This is a genomic window from Achromobacter sp. 46006 (assembly GCF_059761975.1).
Genome location: NZ_JCBANN010000001.1, coordinates 92,813 through 112,155 on the forward strand (window position 1 = coordinate 92,813; position 19,343 = coordinate 112,155).

Annotated in this window: 13 protein-coding genes; 5 read left to right on the top strand and 8 right to left on the bottom strand. The window is 67.0% G+C overall.

All coding sequences use genetic code 11. From position 1 onward, the window contains the following. Positions 1-51 precede the first annotated feature (51 nt). Both purN and AC6LKG_RS00420 read left to right on the top strand, forming a co-directional pair. Positions 52-717 carry a phosphoribosylglycinamide formyltransferase gene (gene purN / locus AC6LKG_RS00415; protein WP_498161877.1) on the top strand — a complete coding sequence of 222 codons (666 nt, stop codon included), beginning with the start codon at positions 52-54 and terminating at the stop codon, positions 715-717. A gap of 881 nt (positions 718-1,598) precedes the next feature. After that, positions 1,599-2,960, top strand: coding sequence for an RsmB/NOP family class I SAM-dependent RNA methyltransferase (locus AC6LKG_RS00420; protein ID WP_498162127.1), 1,362 nt, complete (start codon positions 1,599-1,601; stop codon positions 2,958-2,960). A 112-nt stretch (positions 2,961-3,072) separates the two neighbouring features. Here the strand turns inward: AC6LKG_RS00420 and AC6LKG_RS00425 are convergent, their stop codons facing one another. Further along, positions 3,073-3,591, bottom strand: a complete 519-nt coding sequence (locus tag AC6LKG_RS00425) for a hypothetical protein (RefSeq protein WP_498161879.1) — start codon at positions 3,589-3,591, stop codon at positions 3,073-3,075. A 212-nt stretch (positions 3,592-3,803) separates the two neighbouring features. On the opposite strand from AC6LKG_RS00425, the gene AC6LKG_RS00430 reads away from it, so the two are divergent. From AC6LKG_RS00430 to AC6LKG_RS00440, 3 genes are read left to right on the top strand one after another with little or no spacing between them, the layout of a single operon-like run. After that, positions 3,804-5,012 carry a DesA family fatty acid desaturase gene (locus tag AC6LKG_RS00430; RefSeq protein WP_498161880.1) on the top strand — a complete coding sequence of 403 codons (1,209 nt, stop codon included), beginning with the start codon at positions 3,804-3,806 and terminating at the stop codon, positions 5,010-5,012. Continuing rightward, positions 5,009-7,300, top strand: a complete 2,292-nt coding sequence (locus AC6LKG_RS00435) for a UvrD-helicase domain-containing protein (RefSeq protein ID WP_498161882.1) — start codon at positions 5,009-5,011, stop codon at positions 7,298-7,300. The genes AC6LKG_RS00430 and AC6LKG_RS00435 overlap by 4 nt, the downstream gene beginning before the upstream one ends. Positions 7,301-7,305: 5 nt before the next feature. After that, complete coding sequence (locus AC6LKG_RS00440) at positions 7,306-7,611, top strand: chorismate mutase (RefSeq protein WP_006384334.1); 306 nt, start codon at positions 7,306-7,308, stop codon at positions 7,609-7,611. Between the two features lie 201 nt (positions 7,612-7,812). Here the strand turns inward: AC6LKG_RS00440 and AC6LKG_RS00445 are convergent, their stop codons facing one another. From AC6LKG_RS00445 to prmB, 7 genes are all read right to left on the bottom strand, one after another. Then, entirely contained in the window at positions 7,813-9,195 is a 1,383-nt protein-coding gene (locus AC6LKG_RS00445) for a cytochrome-c peroxidase (protein ID WP_498161884.1), read from the bottom strand. 125 nt (positions 9,196-9,320) lie between these two features. Continuing rightward, positions 9,321-11,960, bottom strand: a complete 2,640-nt coding sequence (locus tag AC6LKG_RS00450; protein WP_498161886.1) for a TonB-dependent receptor — start codon at positions 11,958-11,960, stop codon at positions 9,321-9,323. 139 nt (positions 11,961-12,099) lie between these two features. Next, the gene (locus AC6LKG_RS00455) at positions 12,100-14,730 is read right to left on the bottom strand and encodes a TonB-dependent receptor plug domain-containing protein (protein WP_498161887.1); all 2,631 of its coding nucleotides are present in this window, start codon (positions 14,728-14,730) and stop codon (positions 12,100-12,102) included. A 242-nt stretch (positions 14,731-14,972) separates the two neighbouring features. Next, entirely contained in the window at positions 14,973-15,905 is a 933-nt protein-coding gene (locus tag AC6LKG_RS00460; protein WP_498161888.1) for a FecR family protein, read from the bottom strand. Continuing rightward, positions 15,902-16,390 carry an RNA polymerase sigma factor gene (locus AC6LKG_RS00465; protein WP_498161890.1) on the bottom strand — a complete coding sequence of 163 codons (489 nt, stop codon included), beginning with the start codon at positions 16,388-16,390 and terminating at the stop codon, positions 15,902-15,904. The genes AC6LKG_RS00460 and AC6LKG_RS00465 overlap by 4 nt, the downstream gene beginning before the upstream one ends. A 123-nt stretch (positions 16,391-16,513) precedes the next feature. Continuing rightward, positions 16,514-18,448: an ABC-F family ATP-binding cassette domain-containing protein gene (locus AC6LKG_RS00470; RefSeq protein ID WP_498161891.1), complete on the bottom strand. Its 1,935-nt coding sequence runs from the start codon at positions 18,446-18,448 to the stop codon at positions 16,514-16,516. Beyond that, positions 18,445-19,341, bottom strand: coding sequence for a 50S ribosomal protein L3 N(5)-glutamine methyltransferase (gene prmB / locus AC6LKG_RS00475; RefSeq protein ID WP_498161892.1), 897 nt, complete (start codon positions 19,339-19,341; stop codon positions 18,445-18,447). The genes AC6LKG_RS00470 and prmB overlap by 4 nt, the downstream gene beginning before the upstream one ends. Positions 19,342-19,343 lie beyond the last annotated feature (2 nt).

Below are 19,343 nucleotides of genomic sequence, written 5' to 3' on the forward strand. Positions count from 1 at the left end.
ACAATTTTGGGTTACGGGATTGTTCGTCATCCCCAATTTGGATTGCTCATCTTGCCGGAAACCTCCACACCAACGCGCCGCATCGTCATCCTGATCTCGGGACGCGGCAGCAACATGCAGGCCCTGGTCGACGCCTGTCGCCAACAGGGCTGGCCGGCCACCATCGCCGCCGTGATCGCCAGCCGCCCCGACGCCGCCGGGCTGGAATGGGCCGCCGCCCAGGGCATCGCCACCGCGGCGCTGTACCACAAGGACTACGCCAGCCGCGAAGCATTCGACGCCGCGCTGGCCGCCGAAATCGACCTGCATGCGCCGGACTACGTCATCCTGGCGGGTTTCATGCGGGTTTTGACGCCTGGCTTCGTCAACCGCTACAGCGGCCGCCTGGTCAATATCCATCCGTCGCTGCTGCCGGCGTTCCCTGGCTTGCATACCCATGCCCAGGCGCTGGCCACCGGTGTGCGCGTGCATGGTTGCACCGTGCATTTCGTGACGCCGGTGCTGGACCACGGACCCATCATCGCCCAGGGCTGCGTGCCGGTCCTGGCCGGCGACACGCCCGAGCAATTGGCCCAGCGCGTACTGGAGGTCGAACACCGGGCTTTTCCAGCCGCCGTGCGTTGGCTGGCCGAGGGCCGGGTTACGCTGACGAATGACCACCGGGTGGACGTGCAGGGCGATCCTGACCGCCTGTTCACCTGGTCCGCGGCGGCCTGAGCCGACGCCAGCCGCGCAGCCGGGCCGCCGACGGCCCTTGAATCGCATTTAACGGGCGGCATGTGTCCGCCCCACTGGAATACACCATGAGCAAACCTCAATCTCCGCGTTCCCGTCCGGCAGCCGCCGGCGCGCGCACCACTGAAGGGCGCGACGGCCGTTCTTTCTTCTCGCGCCCCAAGGGTGAAGCCCGCGCCGCCCAGGAGCGCGCGCCACGCCCCGAGCGCGCCGCCAGCGGCCGCGAAGGCCGTCCCGACGAGCGCCGCGACAGCCGTCCGGCCCCGCGCCCCTCCTATGAGGCGCCGCGCGGCGAGGGCCGTGGCGAACGCGGTTCCTTCGGCGGCGACCGTCGCGAAGGCTCGGGCCGCCCGACGCCGCGCCCTTCCTATGACGCACCGCGTGGCGAGCGCGGCTCGTACGGCTCGGACCGCCGTGAAGGTCAAGGCCAAGGCCAAGGCCGTGGTGGTGAGCGGGGTTCCTTTGCTTCGGACCGCCGCGAAGGCTACGGCCGTCCGGATTCACGTCCTTCCTACGGCGCTCCGCGCGGGGAAGGCCGTGGCGGTGAGCGCGGTTCCTTCGGTTCGGATCGCCGCGAAGGCTTTGGCCGTCCGGATTCGCGCCCGTCCTACGGCGCCCCGCGCGGCGAAGGCCGTGGCGCTGAGCGCGGTTCCTTCGGTTCGGACCGCCGCGAAGGCCAGGGCCGCCCGGATTCGCGCCCGTCCTACGGCGCCCCGCGTGGCGAAGGCCGTGATGGCGAGCGTCGTTTCCAAGGTTCCGACCGTCGTGAAGGCCAGGGCCAGCGTGACGCCGCCCCGCAGAAGCCGCAATTCAACCGGCCGCGCCTGTCGTATGCCGCCAGCCGCATCGACCAGGTGCAGCGCGTGCTGGGTGAGATCCTGCAATGGACCTACCCGGCCGATGCGGCCCTGTCGCACTGGCTGCGTGGTCATCCCGGCCTGGGCGCGCGCGACCGCTCGGAAGTGGCCGAAGCCGTCTACGACGTGCTGCGCCACCTGCGCCGCTACCGCCAGTTCGGCGAAAGCGGCGTGGGGCCGGCTTCGCGCCGCCTGGCCATCCTGGGCCTGGCCGCCACTCTGGGCAAGGAAACGCTGCAGGAAGGCCTGGACCCGGCCGAAGCCGAATGGCTCCAGCGCGTCCTGCAGATCGACCTGGCGACGCTGCCGCGCGCCGTGCGCGGCAGCATCCCCGATTGGCTCGACGAGCGCCTGGGCGCCATGGAAAGCCCCGAAACCTTGATCGAAGCGCTCAACCGCCAGGCCAGCCTGGACCTGCGCGTCAATCCGCTCAAGGTCGAACGCGACGCCATGCTGGCTGAACTGCAACAAAGCGCCGGCCGCTACGAACCCGTGGCCATGCCATACTCGCCCTGGGGCATTCGCATGGAAGGCCGTCCGGCCATCAACCGCTGGCCGCAGTTCGAGAATGGCAGCATCGAGGTGCAGGACGAAGGCAGCCAGTTGCTGGCCTTGCTGGTGGCGCCGCGCCGCGGCGAAATGGTCATCGACTTCTGCGCCGGCGCTGGCGGCAAGACCCTGCTGCTGGGGGCGTTGATGCGCTCGACCGGCCGCCTCTACGCCTTCGACGTCTCGGCCGCCCGCCTGGCGCGCGCCAAGCCGCGCTTTGCCCGCAGCGGCCTGTCGAACGTGGTGCCGGTGGCGATCGACAGCGAGAACGACACCCGCGTCAAGCGCCTGGCCGGCAAGGCTCAGCGCGTGCTGGTCGATGCGCCGTGCAGCGGCATCGGCACGCTGCGCCGCAATCCCGACCTGAAATGGCGCCAGCATCCCGAGGCGCTGGCAGAATTGGGCCAGTTGCAGGAGCGCATTCTCAACAGCGCCGCGCGCTGCGTGGCGCCCGGCGGCCGGCTGGTGTATGCCACCTGCAGTCTGCTCGCCGAGGAAAACGAGGTGCAGGCCGAACGCTTCCTGGCCAGCCATCCGGACTTCGAGCGCCTGGACGCCGCCGAGATCCTGGCCGCCCGTTGCGAGAGCCTGAAGCTGCAAGGGCCCTACGTCCAGTTGCGTCCGGACGTCCACGGCACCGATGGCTTCTTCGCCGCGGTGTTCGAGCGCCGCAAGAAGGCGGTTGCGGCGGCCGAGACCGATGCCGGCCTGGGCGCCGAGGCGCCGCCGGAAGAGGGCGCACTGGCCACCGAAAGCGTGGACGGCGAAGCGGTGCCGCCCGTCACCGCCGCCTCCGACCAGGACAAGCCCGTGGCCTGAACGCGAGGCCGGTCCTTGGGGCCGGCCGTCTTGAGGCCGACTGCGCTGGCGCCGGATCAGGCGATGGGCCGATGCCGGCGCCCGGCTGGCGCGGCGAAAGCCGCCGGTTCGTTCAAGGAGCCGGCGCGATGCCGAGCGTGGCGCTGTAGCGGCGGGTGCCGATGGTCTTGTTCTGGTACTTCACTTCCCAGGCCAGGGAATCGGACCCGGGCTGGTTGGCCTGATAAACCAGTTGTGCGATTGGCACTGTCTTATATGCGCAACGTCCGGAACTGCCGGACTGGCCGCGCGTCTGCACGATGCTGGCGGTACCCAGCCGCGGCTGCAGCGTGATGGTGACGCGGGGCGCGCGCAGGGCCAGGCAGTCGGATCCGCGGATCTCGTAATAGGACGCCAGCACGGCTATGTCCCCGGTTTTCAGCGACTGGGCCCCAGCGGGCGCGGCCTGCGACGCCATCGCGGCAGCCAGGGTGGCGATAAAATAGGGACGGGTTTTTTTGCGGAACATCGTGTGGCGGTGGTAACGGTGACGGCGGACCGAAGTGTGCGCCAGGCGCGTGGCGACTGCAAGGCAGCGGACCAGCCTGACAGGAACTTTAACGGCGATAGCCGGCCAAAACCCAGTGGCCATGTGCCGACGATTCCCCGCCCGGATGGCGCCAGTGGCGTTGCCGGTGGGGCGCCGACCCGGCCGCGGGCTTGCCTTCAAATGGTCAAAAGCGGGTCAAAAGCAGGGCTTAGTCCTTGATTTCCCTCAAAAACTATTTTGAAACTGCGTTGTCATAACGCGGCAAAGGTAAGCTAAACTTCAGGCACTCTTCAAGCGAGGCTCATAACAGCTTTATGGATTACATCCTCTCCTTCATTGCCGGCGGTCTGACCCAAGCCACTTGGTGGCAGATCGTCGTTTTCACCCTGGTCATGACGCACATCACCATTGTGTCCGTCACAGTCTTCCTGCACCGCAGCCAGGCGCACCGGGGCCTGGATCTGCATCCGGCCGTCATGCACTTCTTCCGCTTCTGGCTCTGGATGACGACCGGCATGGTCACCAAGGAATGGGTTGCCATCCACCGCAAGCACCACGCCAAGTGCGAAAAGGAAGGCGATCCCCATTCGCCCATCCTGTTCGGCATCTGGAAGGTGCTGTTCCGCGGCGCCGAGCTCTACCGCGAAGAATCCAACAACAAGGAAACCATGGCCAAGTTCGGCCACGGCACGCCTGACGACTGGCTCGAACGCAACGTCTACAGCAAGCACAGCCTGTGGGGCGTGCTGACCATGCTCGCCATCGACATCGCCCTGTTCGGCGCGATCGGCGTCACGGTGTGGGCGGTGCAGATGGCCTGGATCCCCTTCTGGGCGGCCGGCGTCGTCAACGGCATCGGCCACTACTGGGGCTACCGCAACTACAACAGCCCGGACACCAGCACCAACGTGTTCCCCTGGGGCATCGTGATCGGCGGCGAAGAGCTGCACAACAACCATCACGCCCACGGCACGTCGGCCAAGTTCTCGGCCAAGTGGTACGAATTCGACATCGGCTGGTGCTACATCAACATCCTGAAGTTCCTGGGCCTGGCCAAGATCAAGAAGGTCGCGCCCAAGCTCAAGCTGGATGATTCCAAGACCGGCATCGACCTGCGCACGCTGCAGGGCGTGATCACGCACCGCTACGAAGTCATGGCCCGCTACGCGGACGTGATCAAGAGCGCCGCCCGCGAGGAACTCGCCAAGCTGAAGGCCTCGCGCCAGGACGGCAACGCCGACTGCGGCTGGAACAAGCTGCACAAGGTGCGCCGCGCCATCCACCGCAACGAGGACATCCTGCAACCGGAACAGCTCGAAGCCGTGGACAAGGCCATTGCCCAGAACAAGTCGCTGTCGACGCTGGTGCAGATGCGCCGCGAACTCGGCCGCATCTGGGAAAGCTCCAGCGCCAGCAGCGAACAGCTCCTCCATGACCTGCAGGCCTGGTGCCAGCGCGCCCAGCAAAGCGGCATCGCCGGGCTCGAGCAATTCGCTCAACGTCTGCGCCGCTACGCGGCATGATGCTAGAGAAGCTCAATCCTGAACAACGCGCCGCAGTAACGTTAGAACCGCAGCACGCCCTGGTCCTGGCCGGGGCGGGCAGCGGCAAGACCCGGGTACTCACCACCCGCATGGCCTGGCTGATTCAAACCGGCCAGGCCTCGCCTTTTGGGCTGCTGGCCGTCACGTTCACCAACAAGGCCGCCCGCGAAATGCTGGCGCGCATGTCGGCCATCCTGCCGATCGATACGCGCGGCCTCTGGATCGGCACCTTCCACGGCCTGTGCAACCGCATGCTGCGCGCGCATCATCGCGACGCCGGCCTGCCGCAGACCTTCCAGATCCTCGACGTCACCGACCAGCTCGCCGCCATCAAGCGGCTGATGAAAGCCAATGGCGTCGACGACGAAAAATACCCGCCGCGCGACGTGCAGCGCTTCATCAACGGCGCCAAGGAAGAGGGCCTGCGTCCCGCCGACGTCGAAGCCTATGACGCGCACCGCCGCCGCCTGATCGAGATCTACCAGCTCTACGAAGCCCAGTGCCAGCGCGAAGGCGTGGTCGACTTCGCCGAGCTGCTGCTGCGCGCCTACGAACTGCTGTCGCGCAACGCGCCGGTGCGCGAGCACTACCAGCGCCGCTTCCGCCACATCCTGGTCGACGAGTTCCAGGACACCAACACGCTGCAGTACAAGTGGCTGCGGCTGCTGGCAGGCGGCGGCGCGGCGATCTTCGCCGTGGGCGACGACGACCAGTCCATCTACGCGTTCCGCGGCGCCAACGTCGGCAACATGTCCGACTTCGAGCGCGACTACGCGCACGGCACCGTCATCCGCCTGGAGCAGAACTACCGCTCGTATGGCCATATCCTGGATTCGGCCAATGCGCTCATCGGCCACAACAGCGGCCGCCTGGGCAAGAACCTCTGGACCGACCAGGGCGAAGGCGAGCCGGTGCGCGTCATCGAACAGCCCTCGGACGGCATGGAAGCGCAATGGATCGTCGACGAGATCCGTTCGCTGATCCACGAAGGCAGCCTGCGGCGCGAGATCGCCGTGCTCTACCGCAGCAACGCGCAGTCGCGCGTGATCGAGCACGCCATCTTCTCGGCCGGCATTCCCTACAAGGTGTATGGCGGCCTGCGCTTCTTCGAGCGCCAGGAAATCAAGCACGCGCTCGCCTACCTGCGCCTGATGGCCAATCCGCACGACGACACCTCGTGGATGCGGGTGGTGAACTTCCCCACACGCGGCATCGGCGCGCGCACGCTGGAACAGCTTGCCGACGCGGCCCGCGCGCATGATTCCAGCCTGTACGCGGCGGTGGCGCTGGTGGCGGGCAAGGGCGGGTCCAACCTGGCCCAGTTCGCCCAGCTCATCCATCGCCTGGTCGAGGAAACGCGCGACCTGCCGCTGCCCGAAATGGTCGAGCACATGCTCGAGGCCAGCGGCCTGAACGCGCACTACAAGGCCGAGCGCGAAGGCGCCGAGCGCCTCGAAAACCTGAACGAACTGATCACCGCCGCGGCGGTGTTCGCGTCCGAGGAAAACTACGACGGCATGCCCGCCGGCGTGGTGCCCCAGCAGGATACCGCCAGCACGCTGATGCCAGGCGTGGTCGATGCGGCGCCGGTGGTGTCCGACGGCCTGACGCCGCTGGCGGCCTTCCTGTCACACGCCGCGCTCGAAGCCGGCGACAACCAGGCCCAGCAGGGCCAGGACGCCGTGCAGCTCATGACCGTGCACGCGGCCAAGGGCCTGGAGTTCGACGCCGTCTTCATTACCGGCCTCGAGGAAGGCCTGTTCCCGCACGAGAACAGCATCCTGGAGCAGTCCGGCCTGGAAGAAGAGCGCCGCCTCATGTACGTGGCGATCACCCGCGCGCGCCAGCGCCTGTACATCAGTCTGGCGCAAAGCCGCATGCTGCATGGCCAGACGCGCTACGCCATGCGGTCGCGCTTTCTCGACGAAATCCCCGAGCAGCACCTGAAGTGGCTGTCGCCCAAGGCCGGCCTGGCGCCGACCCTGAGCGCCGGCGGCGGCTGGAACGGCAACCGCGGCGACGCCTTCGGCCGCAAGCCAACCAACACCATTGCGCCGCGTCAACCGCGCGGCACGGCCTCCGGCGTCACCGTCGGCGACAAGCAGTATCGTGTGGGGCAGGGCGTGCACCATGCCCGTTTTGGTGACGGCACCATCGTCAGCCTGAGCGGCGCGGGGCAGGACGCGCAGGCGGAAATCCATTTCCGCGATGTCGGGTCCAAGACGCTGGCGCTGGGCATCGCCAAGCTGGATATCGTTCAAGGTTGAAAGACATGGCCAATCAAGATTCCCCGAAAGCCGAACTGGCATCGTTGCGCGCCGAAGTCGACGAGATCGACCAGCAGATCATCCTGCTGTTGGGGGTGCGTTTTCGCTGCACGGACATGATCGGCGAGCTCAAGCAAGCCAACGACATGGACCTGGTGGATCCGGTGCGCGAAGACCAGCAGGTCCAGCGCATCCGGCGCCTGGCCGAAGAGGCCGGCGTGCCGCCGGCCCTGGCCGAAACCATCCTGCGCGAAGTGATCGACACGGTGGTCGATCACCACACCCGGTTGCGCGAGCGTCCCTACTCGTGATGCGTGGGGGGGCCGGTGGCCTGCTTGGCCGCCGTCACCATGCGCAACGGCAGTTCCATGGCCGCGGCTTCACCCGCGGCCATTCTATTTTCCGCCGCGTGGGAGGCCGCGCCGCGCCTCGACGTAAAAGCGCCCTGCGCCCAACCTGATTCTGTTGTCGGGCAGAAAGTGGTTCCTGCGACGCGGAGCCGGTGGCGTCCGCTATAGGGCTTTCAGAAACGCCAACAGCGCGTCGATCTCGGCCGGGCTCAGGTCGAGCGGCTTGATGTGTTCCGACTTGCGCGGCGCGTACGGGTCGGGATGATCGGCCGGCGGGGCGTCGCGGCCCATGCCAGCGTTGTACATCCGCAGCAGCCCGCGCAGGTCCGGGAACAGGCCGTTGTGCATCCATGGGCCGGCTTGCGCCACGTTGCGCAGGCTCGGCGTGCGGAACCTGCCCAGGTCGGCGGGATCGCGGGTGGCCTCGTAGCGTCCCAGGTCCTGGTTGCGGCGGCCGTAGAACGACAGGCCGATGTTGTGGAACTGATGGTCGGTGAGCAACGGGCCATTGTGGCAGTTCATGCAGCGCGCCTGCGTGCGGAACAGGTGCAGGCCCAGTAGTTCGTTATCGTTCAGCGCATCGGCGCGGCCAGCCAGGAATTCATCGAAGCGCGTCTTCTCGGGGCGCAGCGACGCCACGTAGGCGGCCAGTGCGCGCGCCAGGCGGTCGGCGTCGATGGCGGATGCCGTGGTCGATGCCGCAGGCGCTTGAGCTGCCGGTATCATTGCCGCCGATGCCGATGCCGATGCCGATGCCGATGCCGATGCCGATGTCGTCGAGCCAGCCGCTGATGAAGCCGGCGCAACTGTTGATGAAGCCGATGCAGTCGCTGGAGGAGACACCGCCGTCGCGCCGCCGAACGCGTCCAGGAAGCGCGCGGGATACATGTCGGTCTCCCGCAGCCGCGCCACCGCCCCGGCGGCGTCGTGGTTCATTTCCCGTGGATCATGTAGCGGTCCCATTACCTGCTCCTTCAGGCTGGCCGCGCGACCATCCCAGAACAGCCGTGGCGCGAACGGCGCGGCATATAGCGGCGTGGAGCGGCGCCGGCCCATCAGCTTGTCCTCGCCCACCGCGAGCGGCAGGCCGTCGGTGAAGGCGTGCTGCGGCTGGTGGCAGGAGGCGCAGGAGACTTGGCCCTTGCGCGACAGGCGGGCATCGAAGAACAGCATCTGTCCCAACGCCACGATTGCCGGCCGCGCCACGTCGGCGGCCAGTTCGGCCTGGCCGGGGTTGGCGGCGGTCCATTGCAGCGGTGGGAGGGAGACCGGCGGCACGGGCGCCCATTCGTTCCATCGCACCCCGGCATCGATGGCGGGCGCGGGCCAGAAGGCAGCGGGGGCGGAATAGCGTGCGCGCAGACAGGCGAGATCCCAGCCCGTCAAGGGGTGGCAAGCGGCATCGGAGACGATGCCGGCAGGCGGGGAGTCGGGCGGCGGCCCCGCCGCGGCGGCCAGGGCCGTCGGCAGCAGAGGCAGCGCAACGGCGGACAGCAGGGTGGCCACGGCGTTCAGCCGGTGCCTGGATTTGCCACGCAAGGGCATCGGTGCGTTCCTGGTCGCGTTCAAGTCAGACGTAGGACGCATCCACGCTGGCGTTCCCTCAGTGCGCGATCGATGAATAATCTATATGGATTTCCATTTGTTGATTGAGGTGTGCTGGCTATGGCTCAGAAGCGGTAGCCGGCCTGCAACCAGATTTCACGTCCGGATTGATAGACATCGGGACCAACTCTGCTTTTTGGATTGCTCGGTGCGATAACGGGCATGCGGTTCAACAGGTTCAGCACTTCAACCGTCAATTCCAGATTGGGGATGACGTTTGGCTGCCATGTCAGCTTGGTATCCCAGGTCCAGTACGACGCCATGTCCCCTGACTTGTAGCGGTCCAGGTTCGCCGGCGCCGGGCCGCGGCCGTCATAAATGGTGGCCGCGCGCCGGCTGCGCCAGTTCAGCATGTTGCTCCAGGTGATGCCGGCGCGCGGGTAAGCGCCGATCAGGGTCAATGTGGCAACCTGCGGCTGGTAGAAGGAAGAGGGCGGCAAGTCGAGGGCGCGAATCTCGGCGTTGTTGTAGATGACGCGCTCGTCGGGATCGCGCGCGCCGCCGTCGTAGCCGTCGACCAGATCATTGTTGGTCTTGCGCTTCTGCCAGCTCCATGTGGCCACCAGGTTCCAGCGTGTCGCGTCGAGGCGCCAGGGCTCCAAGGTCGCGAGCATCAGGTAGACGCTGTCGGTGATGGAGGCGCCATCGTTGGTGTAGCGATAGCTGTAGGGGTCGTCATTGCTGATGCGCCGCCGGGTCCATTGATCCCGGCCGTTGCGGTGCACGTAATTGATCCTGCCTTCCAGGGTGGCGAAGCGCTGGCGCAACGAAATGGCCCACTCGTCGTCATGGGGCATGCGCAACCCCGCGTACTCCGTCATATAGGGCCTGGCGCCACGGTCGACGGGGTTGCCCTTGCCGTCGATCTCCAGGCGGGACAGCCGCTGGCGCTCGGCCCAGAGCGCGGTCTGCAGCACTTCGGCGCCGTAGTAGCGGGACCAGCCCGCGCTGAGCTGCGTATTACCCGAACCGAACATATCCCAATCCAGGCGGGTGCGCGGCGCCAGGCTGCCGGTGTGCAGGAAGCGCTCGTGGTCGTAGCGCAGGCCGGCGTCCAGCGCCAATCCGCGCCATTCGATGCGATCGGCCATATACAGGCTCTCTATTTGGTATTTCACATCGATGGTGCCAGGGAGATGATGGGTTTTGCTGCGGTCCGTGTACGTGCCGTCGGCGTGGTGGGTGCGATTCAGGGAATAGGAGTCCTGGAAGCGCTTGAATCCGGCATTGATCTGGCTGAGGTCCAGGCCCGCATAGGCCGAGTGCGTGAAGGCGCCGGTGCGCAGCGGATCGAGATCGACGCGGCTCTTGATCGACCAGGTGTCCTGTTGTGTCTGTTCGCGCCCAAAGCCGCCGCTGGTGTAAGTGGGTAGCGGCGATACCACATGGGTCACAAGTTCGCTGTCGGGCGATTGGCGATTGCTCAGGGCATGATCCCAGCCGGCCTTGAGGGTGATCTGGCCGCCTTGGAAGACGTGCTCCAGGTTGCCGCTCAACCCATAGGCGCGATGATCATGGACCCAATGGGTGTAGCGGAACAGATCGCTGGCCAGTCGTTCGCGCCGGTCGCTGTATTTCAGGATGAGGTCGGCGGTGGTATCGGCGTTGGCCTGTACGCTGAACTTGCCCAGGAAGTTGTCGATGCGGTCGCGATAATTGTTGTGGTTATAGAGAAGGCCCTTGCCCGTTTCATCCACGCCCAGGACCGCGCGGGAGATCAGGGATTGCCGCTGCGACATGGCCAGGACCATGCCGGCCTTGTCGTTGACCGCGATGTCGCCGATGGCGGAGTAGAACTGCTTTTTCCATTGGGGCGAAAAGCCGGGCCGGCCCCGGGCCCAATTGTTCTCTTCGCCGGGGGCGACCCGTTGCCGGGTCATGCCGGAAGTGTTCCAGCGGTAATCCAGCTTCAGTTCGTTCTTGCCAGAGAAGCGCCGCAGCCGCGCGTCGACCACGCCGCCGGTGAAACGGCCATATTCCACCGGCACGAAGCTGTCGTGGACATGGACCTCCTCCAGCAAACGGGTGTCGATGAAATAGGACTGCGAATTGCTCGGGACGTTGCCGATCTTCAGGTTGAGATTCTTGCTCGCAGGATCCACCCGGTTGGTCGCCTCCATGCCGTCGATCTGGTACAGATTCTGATACGGGCTGGCGCCGAAAAACGAGATTTCCTCGACATCAAGCGACCCGCGATTGCGCGATCCCGCCGCGCCTGGATTCGTCCGCACCGCCGGATGCGTTGCCACCAGCGTACTCAGGTCCCGGTTGGAAGAAGGCGCCGCGGCGATTTCCTCGCGCCCGTAGATGCGCTCGCCGGCCTGTTCCCCGTAGACCCGCACCGGTTCGAGCCGCGAGGCCGAGAATGGGTTGGACGGGTCGACGAAGACGATGTAGCGGCCCGGTCCGTCGGCGCGGGGCGCCAGGCCAGAACCGGCCAGCATATGGTTCAGTGCCTGGAGTGTGTAGTAGTCGCCTTGCAGGGCTGGCGCAAACTTGCCGGCCACGGCGGCAGGCGGGAATGAGATCTGCTGGCCCGATTGGCGGCCCAGCGTCAGCAAGGCGTCGCCCAGCGCTTGCGCCGGGATGTCGTAGGAGACGACATCGGGCGATCGGGCCTGGACTGGCGTGGCGACGGCCAGCACTGCGCAGAAGACGGCGATGGGCGCATGGCGCCGGATTCGACCATTGAAAGAGGTGAGCATGCGAGCGTCCTTGGCTGAAGGGAGACCAGCCATAGGACGCGGCGGACGGCGGCGTACCTCAGCGCCAAGCCAGCGGATTGGCGATGCGACCCTTCGAAGTCAGACCGGATGAAGGCCTGTACGCCGTCTCGCCTTTGCTTCAGAACCGATATCCCACCTGCAGCCACAGCTCGCGTCCCGACTGGAACGTGCTGCGGTTGGTCTTCAGGTTGGGATTGCTGGCCGTGACCGCTGGCATGCGGTTCAGCAGGTTCAGCACCTCCACCGTGAATTCCAGGTTGCGCGCAAAGGTCGGCTGCCATGCCAGCTTGGTGTCCCAGGTCCAGTACGACGGCAGTTCGCCGGACTCGTAACGGTCCAGGTAATCCGGCCGCGGGTCGACGCCGACGTAGATGGTGGCGTCGCGCTTGCTGCGCCAGTTCAGCTTGTTGCTCCAGGTCAGGCCGGCGCGCGGGTAGGCGCCGATCAGCGTGAGCGTAGCGACCTGGGGCTGGTAGAAGGTGCTGGGCGGCAGGTCGATGGCGCGGATCTCCGAGCCGTTGTAGATCACCCGGTCATCCGGATCGCGGGCATCGGCGGTATAGCCCGTGACCAGGTCGCCGTTGGTCTTGCGCTTCTGCCAGCTCCACGATGCCTGCATGTTCCAGCGCGTCGGCCCCAGGCGCCAGGGCTCCAGCGTGCGCAGCGTCAGGCTGACGCCGTCGGTGGTGGAAAAGCCGTCGTTGTTGTAGGTGTAGCCTGTGGCCTGCGTGCCGCTCTTGGTCCATTGGTCGCGGCCATTGCGGTGCACGTAGCTGAGCTGGCCCTCGATGCCCGCCATGCGCTGGCGCAGCGAGATTGCCCATTCGTCGTCGTAGGGCATGCGCAGGCCGCGGTAGTCCACGAAGTATTCCTTGCCGCCGTCGGTCACGGGCTTGCCCTTGCTGTCGAGCACCTGCCGGCGCAGGCGGCTGCGTTCGGCTTCCAGCGCGGTTTCCAGCACCTCGCTGCCGTAGTAACGCGACCAGCCCGCGCTCAGCAGCGTGTCGCCCGAGCCCAGCACGTCCCATTCCAAGCGCGTGCGCGGCGACAGGTTGGTGTTGCCCAGGAAGGTCTCGCGGTCGTAGCGCACGCCCGCATCCAGCGCCAACCGTTGCCACTCGATGCGGTCGGACAGGTACACGCTGGCCATGCTGTATTTCACGTTGACCGTGCCGGGCAGGTAGTGGACCTTGCTGAAGTCCTGGTAGGTGCCCTTGTTGTTGTAGGCGCGGCGGAACGAATACGAATCCTGGAAGCGCTTGAAGCCGGCGTCGATCTGCTGCAGGTCGGCGCCCGCGTAGAGGCTGTGGGTGAAGATGCCGGTGCGTACCGGGTCGAGATCGACGCGGCCCTTGAGGGTCCAGGTGTCCTGCCGTGTCTGCTCCTTGCCGAAGCCGCCCGCGGTGTATTGCGGCAGTCTGTAGGGTTGATAGGTCACCAGTTCATCGCCGACCGACTGGCGATCGCTGGTGGCATGGTCCCAGCCGGCCTGCAGCGAGACGCGGCCGCCCTGGAACAGGTGGTCCACGTTGCCGCTCAGGCCGTAGGCGCCGTGGTTGTTGTCCCAACGGGTGTCGCGGAACAGGTAGCTGGACAGGGTTTCGCTGCGGTCGCTGTATTTGAGCGTCAGGTCGGCGGTGGTGTCGGCGCTGGCGCGCACGCTGAACTTGCCCAGGAAGTTGTCGATGCGGTCGCGGTAGGTGTCCTGGCCTTGCTGCGGCTGGCCCTTGTCGTCCACGCCCATGTTCCAGCGCGTGATGTCGGATTCGCGGCGCGACATGGCCAGCACCACGCCGGCTTTGTCGTTGAAGGCGAAATCGCCCACGGCCGAGTAGAAACGCTTCTTCCATTCGGGGGAATAGCCCGGCTGGCCCCGCGCCCAACTGTTCTCCTCGCCCTCGGACACCTGCTGCCGCGTCATCTTCGAGGTGTTCCAGCGGTAGTCGAACTTAAAGTGGTTCTCGCCGGAAAAACGGCGCAGCCGCGCATCCACCACGCCGCCGGTGAAGCGGCCATATTCGACCGGCACGAAGCTGTCGTACACGCGCACGGCTTCCAGCAGACTGGTGTCGATGAAGTACGACTGCGGATTGCTGGGCACGTTGCCGACCTGCAGGTTCAGGTTCTTGCTGGCCGGGTCGACGCGGTTGGTGGCGTCAATGCCGTCGATCTGGAACAGGTTCTGGTAGGGGCTGGCGCCGTGAAAGGAGATGTCCTCGACGTTGAGCGAGCCGCGGTTCTGCGAGCCGCTGGCGCCCGGATTGGTGCGCACCGCCGGGTGGCTGGCGACCAGGGTGCTCAGGTCGCGGTTGGACGACGGCGTTTCTGCGATCTCTTCCTGGCTGTAGATGCGTTCGCCGGCCTGCTCGCCGTAGACCCGCACCGGCTCCAGCCGCGAGGTGGAGAAGGGATGGGGCTTGTCGATGAAGACGATGTAGCGGCCCGGGCCGTCGGCGCGCAGCGCCAGGCCGGAACCGGCAAGCAGGCGGTCCAGCGCCAGCAGGGCGGAATATTCGCCCCGCAGCGCGGGCGACATCTTGCCCGCCACGGCGGCCGGCGGGAACGAGATCTCCAGGCCCGATTGGCGGCCGAGCGTGAGCAGGGCGTCGCCCAGCGCCTGCGATGGAATGTCGTACGCGATGGTGCCAGCGGGCGGCTGGGCGGCGACGGGGGCGGTAACGACCAGCATGACGCAAAGAAGAACGGCCGAGGCGCTGGGCCGGCGTTTGCGGTCAAGAGGGAAAGGCATGAAAACGTCCTACGCTGTGTTGATGTCAGCCGTAGGACGCCGCGTAGGACGCAACTCCTCATTGCAAAATAGATGAATAATTTATATTGATTCTTATTTACCAATTGAAAATACCGACGATTGAAGACGCGTGAAGGCAGCGGCACAGAGCGCGGGACAAGCGGGAAAAGAGGATCTTGCGGAACCGGCGATGTCTGCGATGGAGATTGCGCGGTCCCGCCAAGCCTGCCGGGGGCAAGCCTTCAGCGCAGAATCAGCAGGCCGGGCAGGTCGGTGATGCGGACCTTGGTCTGCGCCAGCAGCAGATCGAGCGCGCGCTTGGGATCGGCGATGCCGGCCGTGCCGGAGACGCGGGTGCCGCGCGCCAGCTCGCCCATCACCACGATGCGCTTGCCGGTGTAGCGCGCCAGCTGCGCGGCCGCCTCGGGCAGCGCGGTGTCGTTGAAGGCCAGCAGCCCTTCGCTCCAGGCAGGCGCGGATTCGCGCGGCGCCGGGGCGAGGACCATGCCGGCGGCGGTGACGGCGATGCGTTGGCCGGGTTCCAGGATCCGCGCTTGCGCGTCGGCGCAGGCCAGGCATTGCACCGCCACCTGGTGCGTGTAGACGGTGATGCGGGTCGCGTCGGCGTCGCGTGCGACCGTGTAGCGCGTGCCCAGGGCCGTGGCGCTGGCGTTGGCCGTGACGACCGTGAAGGCGGGGCCATCGGCGCCGCGGGGCGTGGCTTCGAACAGGGCCTGGCCAGACAGCAGGCGCACCTCACGCTTGCCCGGCCCGAAGTCCACGGCGATGGCCGAATGCGCGTCAAGGATCGCGCGGGAACCGTCGGGCAGGGCGACGCGCAGCGGTTGCGTGCCGCTGGCGTAGTCGGCGCCGGGCTGGAAGTCGCGCAGGGAATAGAAGGCCATGCCAGTGGCGGTGACGACGGCCAGTGTCAGCAGGGTGCGGCGCTTGCGAGGCGGGCGTGCCGCCAGCTTGCCACGGTCGATCTCGCCCATGCGGCGCCACACGCGCGCCAGGCGGTCAAAGGCGGCCGCATGGCGGGGATCGGCGTGGTACCAGGCTTCGAATTCCGCCTGTGCCTGCGCGTCCAGGGGCTGGCCGCTGTGCCGGATGACCCAGCGCGAGGCCTGCTCGTCGGCGGAGGTGACGTTGCCGCGGGCGGCAGTCTTGCTCACGCCGATAGCGCCCGGTCGCAGGCCAGCAGGATGCGCATCATGTGTTTCTCGACCGCGCTGACCGAGATGGCGAAGCGTTCGGCGATGGCGCGGTAGGTCAGGCCTTCGTGGCGATGCAGGACGAAGACGTCGAGGCTGCGGCGCGGCTGGCGCAGCAGGGCGATTTCGAGCCGCCGCAGCAGTTGGTTGGCCGAGGCCACCTCCAGCGTGTCGGCCTCGAAGGCGGGCGGTTGCGCGGCGGCATAGTCGGCGGCCAGGGTCAGTTCGCGTCCCCGGCGGCGATGCCAGTCGGTGGCGATGTTGGCCGCCACGCGGAAGACATAGGCCCGGTGGTTGTCCGGCAGAGTCTTGTCCTGGAACTCGGCCAGCTTGATCCAGGTGTCCTGGGCGCAGTCCTGGGCCACGTCGCGCGAGCCGGTGCGCATGGCCAGAAAGCCCAGCACTTCGCGGTAATGCCGGAGGAATACGTCGGTAAGCGAAGACATGTCGCTGACGCCTCGCGCCAGATAGAGTCAGATTCGCGACAAATTATAAATGATAATTATTATTGTTATTGAATGTTGCGCCCCAAGGGAAAGGGCGGACGGCGCCAGCCGTCCACCCGCGGCTCAGGCTTCGCCCTGCTCGATTTCTTCCAGCGAGCCCTGCAGTTCGAGCCACTGTTCTTCCAGCGTTTCCAGGCGCTTGCCATGTTCGCCGTGCTCGGCCATGACCTTCTGGCGTTCGGCGCGGCGCGCGTCGGAATACAGGTCCGGATCGGCGATGACGCCGTCCAGCGCCTGCAGCTTGACGCGCAGCTTCTCCATTTCGGTCTCGACCTTGGCGAGCTTGGCTTCCAGCGGCTTGCGCAGCGCCGACAGGCGCTGACGCTGCTCGGCCTCGGCCCGGCGTTGCGCCTTGCGGTCGATCACGGCCTCGCCGTTCTCGGCGTTTTCGCGGGCGGCCTCGGCGCGTTCGCCGGCGTTGCGGGCCGCCAGCCAATCTCGATAGTCCTCCAGGTCGCCGTCGAATTCGCGCACGGCGCCGTCGGCCACGATCCAGAAGCTGTCCACGGTGGTGCGCAGCAGATGGCGATCGTGCGAGACCAGCAGCATGCTGCCGCCGAACTCGGCCAGCGCGGCGGCCAGGGCCTCGCGCGTCTCGACGTCCAGGTGGTTGCTGGGCTCGTCCAGCAACAGCAGGTTGGGCTTCTGCCAGACGATCAGCGACAGGGCCAGGCGGGCCTTTTCGCCGCCCGACATTGGCCCGACCTTGCTGTTGACCGTGTCGCCCGAGAAGCCGAAGCCGCCCAGGTAGTTGCGCAATTCCTGCTCGCGCGTTTCCGGCGACAACCGCGCCAGGTGGGCCAGCGGCGTGCTGTCCACGTCCAGCATGTCGAGCTGGTGCTGGTGGAAGTAGCCGATCGCCAGCCCGCGCGAGGCGCGGCGTTCGCCGGCCTGCACCGGCAGTTCCTCGGCCAGGGTCTTGATCAGCGTGCTCTTGCCGGCGCCGTTGGCGCCCAGCACGCCGACGCGGCTGCCGGCGCGCACCATCAGCGTCACGTCGCGCAGGATCGGCACCTCATTGCCGGCCGCGTCGGTGTAGCCGGCCGACAGGTGCTCCAGCGTCAGCAGCGGATCCGGCACCTGCTCGGGCGAGGGAATGCGGATGTCGATGCCGGCCTCGGCGTGCAGCGGCGCCAGCACCTGCATGCGGGCCAGCGCCTTGACTCGGCTCTGGGCCTGCTTGGCCTTGGAGGCCTTGGCCTTGAAGCGGTCAATGAAGCCCTGCAGGCGCGCGGCTTCGCGCGTCTGGCGTTCGTAGGCGATGTTGGTCTGGCGCAGGCGCTCGGCGCGCTGCGTCAGGAAGTCGCCGTAGCCGCCGCGGTAGCGCACCAGCTTGGCGTGATCGAAATGCAGGATGGACTTGGCCACCGCGTCCAGGAACTCGGTGTCGTGGGAGATCAGCATGACGGTGCCGGGATAGGCGGCCAGCCATTTCTCCAGCCACAGCATGGCGTCCAGGTCCAGGTGGTTGGTGGGCTCGTCCAGCAGCAGCAGTTCGGACGGCGCCATCAGCGCTCGCGCCAGCGCCAGGCGCATGCGCCAGCCGCCGGAGAAGCTCGCCACCGGCTGGCTCCATTCGGCCGGCTTGAAGCCCAGGCCGGCCAGCAGCTGTTCGGCGCGCGAGGCCGCGCTCCAGGCGCCGGCCTCCACCAGCGCCGCTTCGACCTCGGCGATCTGCGTGCCCTGGTCGTCGGTGAGTTCGGCGCGGCGCGCCTGCAGCGCGCGCAGCGGCGTGTCGCCGTCGATGACGAATTCGCGCGCGGGGCGGTCGTCGGCGTGCAGTTCCTGTTCGACGCCGGCGATGCGCCAGCCGGCCGGCAGCGCCAGGTTACCGGCGTCCAGGTCCAGCGCGCCGGTCAGCAGCGCGAACAGCGACGACTTGCCGGCGCCGTTCTTGCCGACGATGCCGACGCGTTCGCCCGGGTGCACCACGAATTCGGCGTCGTCCAGCAGCACCTTGGTGCCGCGACGCAGGGTCAATCCAGAGGCGCGGATCACGTCGTCAACTGCTCGCGGGTCAGCAGCAGCAACTGGTCGGACGCTGCTTCCGTATCCAGCCACACCGGCGACAGTTCAGGGAAGGCGGCTTCGAAGAAATCGCGCTCGTGGCCGATTTCCAGCACCAGCACGCCGTTCTTCGACAGATAGCGCGGCGCCGCCTGCAGGATGCGGCGCACCAGGTCCATGCCGTCGGCGCCACCGGCCAGGGCCAGGTGTGGCTCGTGGCGGTACTCCTGCGGCAGCACGTCCATCGAGCCGCTGTTGACGTAGGGCGGGTTGCAGACGATGACGTCGTACTGGCGTTCCGGCAGGCTGTCGAACAGATCGCTCTGGTACAGCGCGAGGCGATCACCCAGGCCGTAGTCGTCGACGTTGCGGCGGGCGACTTCCAGCGCGCCGGGCGACACGTCGACGGCGTCCACCTGGGCATAGGGGAAGGCCAGCGCCGACAGGATAGCCAGGCAGCCCGAGCCGGTGCACATGTCCAGCACGCTGTCGACGGCCTGCGCGTCCTGCACCCAGGGCGACAGGCCTTCGTCCAGCAGCTCCGCGATGGGCGAGCGCGGCACGATGACGCGCGCGTCCACGTAGAAGCGATGCCCGCGCAGCCAGGCCTCGTTGGTGAGATACGCGGCCGGCACGCGCTCGGTGACGCGGCGGTCGATCAGCTCCAGCACGCGGTTGCGTTCCTCGGTGAGCACGCGGGCGTCCAGAAAGGGCTCCAGCGTGTCCAGCGGCAGGTGCAGCGCGTGCAGGACCAGATAGACCGTCTCGTCCCAGGCGTTGTCGCTGCCGTGTCCCAGCGCCACCTGGGCGGCGTTCAGGCGCGATACGCCGTAGCGGATCAGGTCGCGCAGGGTCAGCAGTTCTTGGCGGGCGGATTGATACATGA

What these genes read in the sequence shown, in the direction of transcription:
- AC6LKG_RS00425 (WP_498161879.1), bottom strand. Translation starts at nt 3,591, where the DNA reads ATGGCCACTGGGTTTTGGCCGGCTATCGCCGTTAAAGTTCCTGTCAGG.
- AC6LKG_RS00435 (WP_498161882.1), top strand. Translation starts at nt 5,009, where the DNA reads ATGATGCTAGAGAAGCTCAATCCTGAACAACGCGCCGCAGTAACGTTA.
- AC6LKG_RS00455 (WP_498161887.1), bottom strand. Translation starts at nt 14,730, where the DNA reads ATGCCTTTCCCTCTTGACCGCAAACGCCGGCCCAGCGCCTCGGCCGTT.
- AC6LKG_RS00445 (WP_498161884.1), bottom strand. Translation starts at nt 9,195, where the DNA reads ATGCCCTTGCGTGGCAAATCCAGGCACCGGCTGAACGCCGTGGCCACC.
- prmB (WP_498161892.1), bottom strand. Translation starts at nt 19,341, where the DNA reads ATGTATCAATCCGCCCGCCAAGAACTGCTGACCCTGCGCGACCTGATC.
- AC6LKG_RS00450 (WP_498161886.1), bottom strand. Translation starts at nt 11,960, where the DNA reads ATGCTCACCTCTTTCAATGGTCGAATCCGGCGCCATGCGCCCATCGCC.
- AC6LKG_RS00440 (WP_006384334.1), top strand. Translation starts at nt 7,306, where the DNA reads ATGGCCAATCAAGATTCCCCGAAAGCCGAACTGGCATCGTTGCGCGCC.
- AC6LKG_RS00430 (WP_498161880.1), top strand. Translation starts at nt 3,804, where the DNA reads ATGGATTACATCCTCTCCTTCATTGCCGGCGGTCTGACCCAAGCCACT.
- AC6LKG_RS00465 (WP_498161890.1), bottom strand. Translation starts at nt 16,390, where the DNA reads ATGTCTTCGCTTACCGACGTATTCCTCCGGCATTACCGCGAAGTGCTG.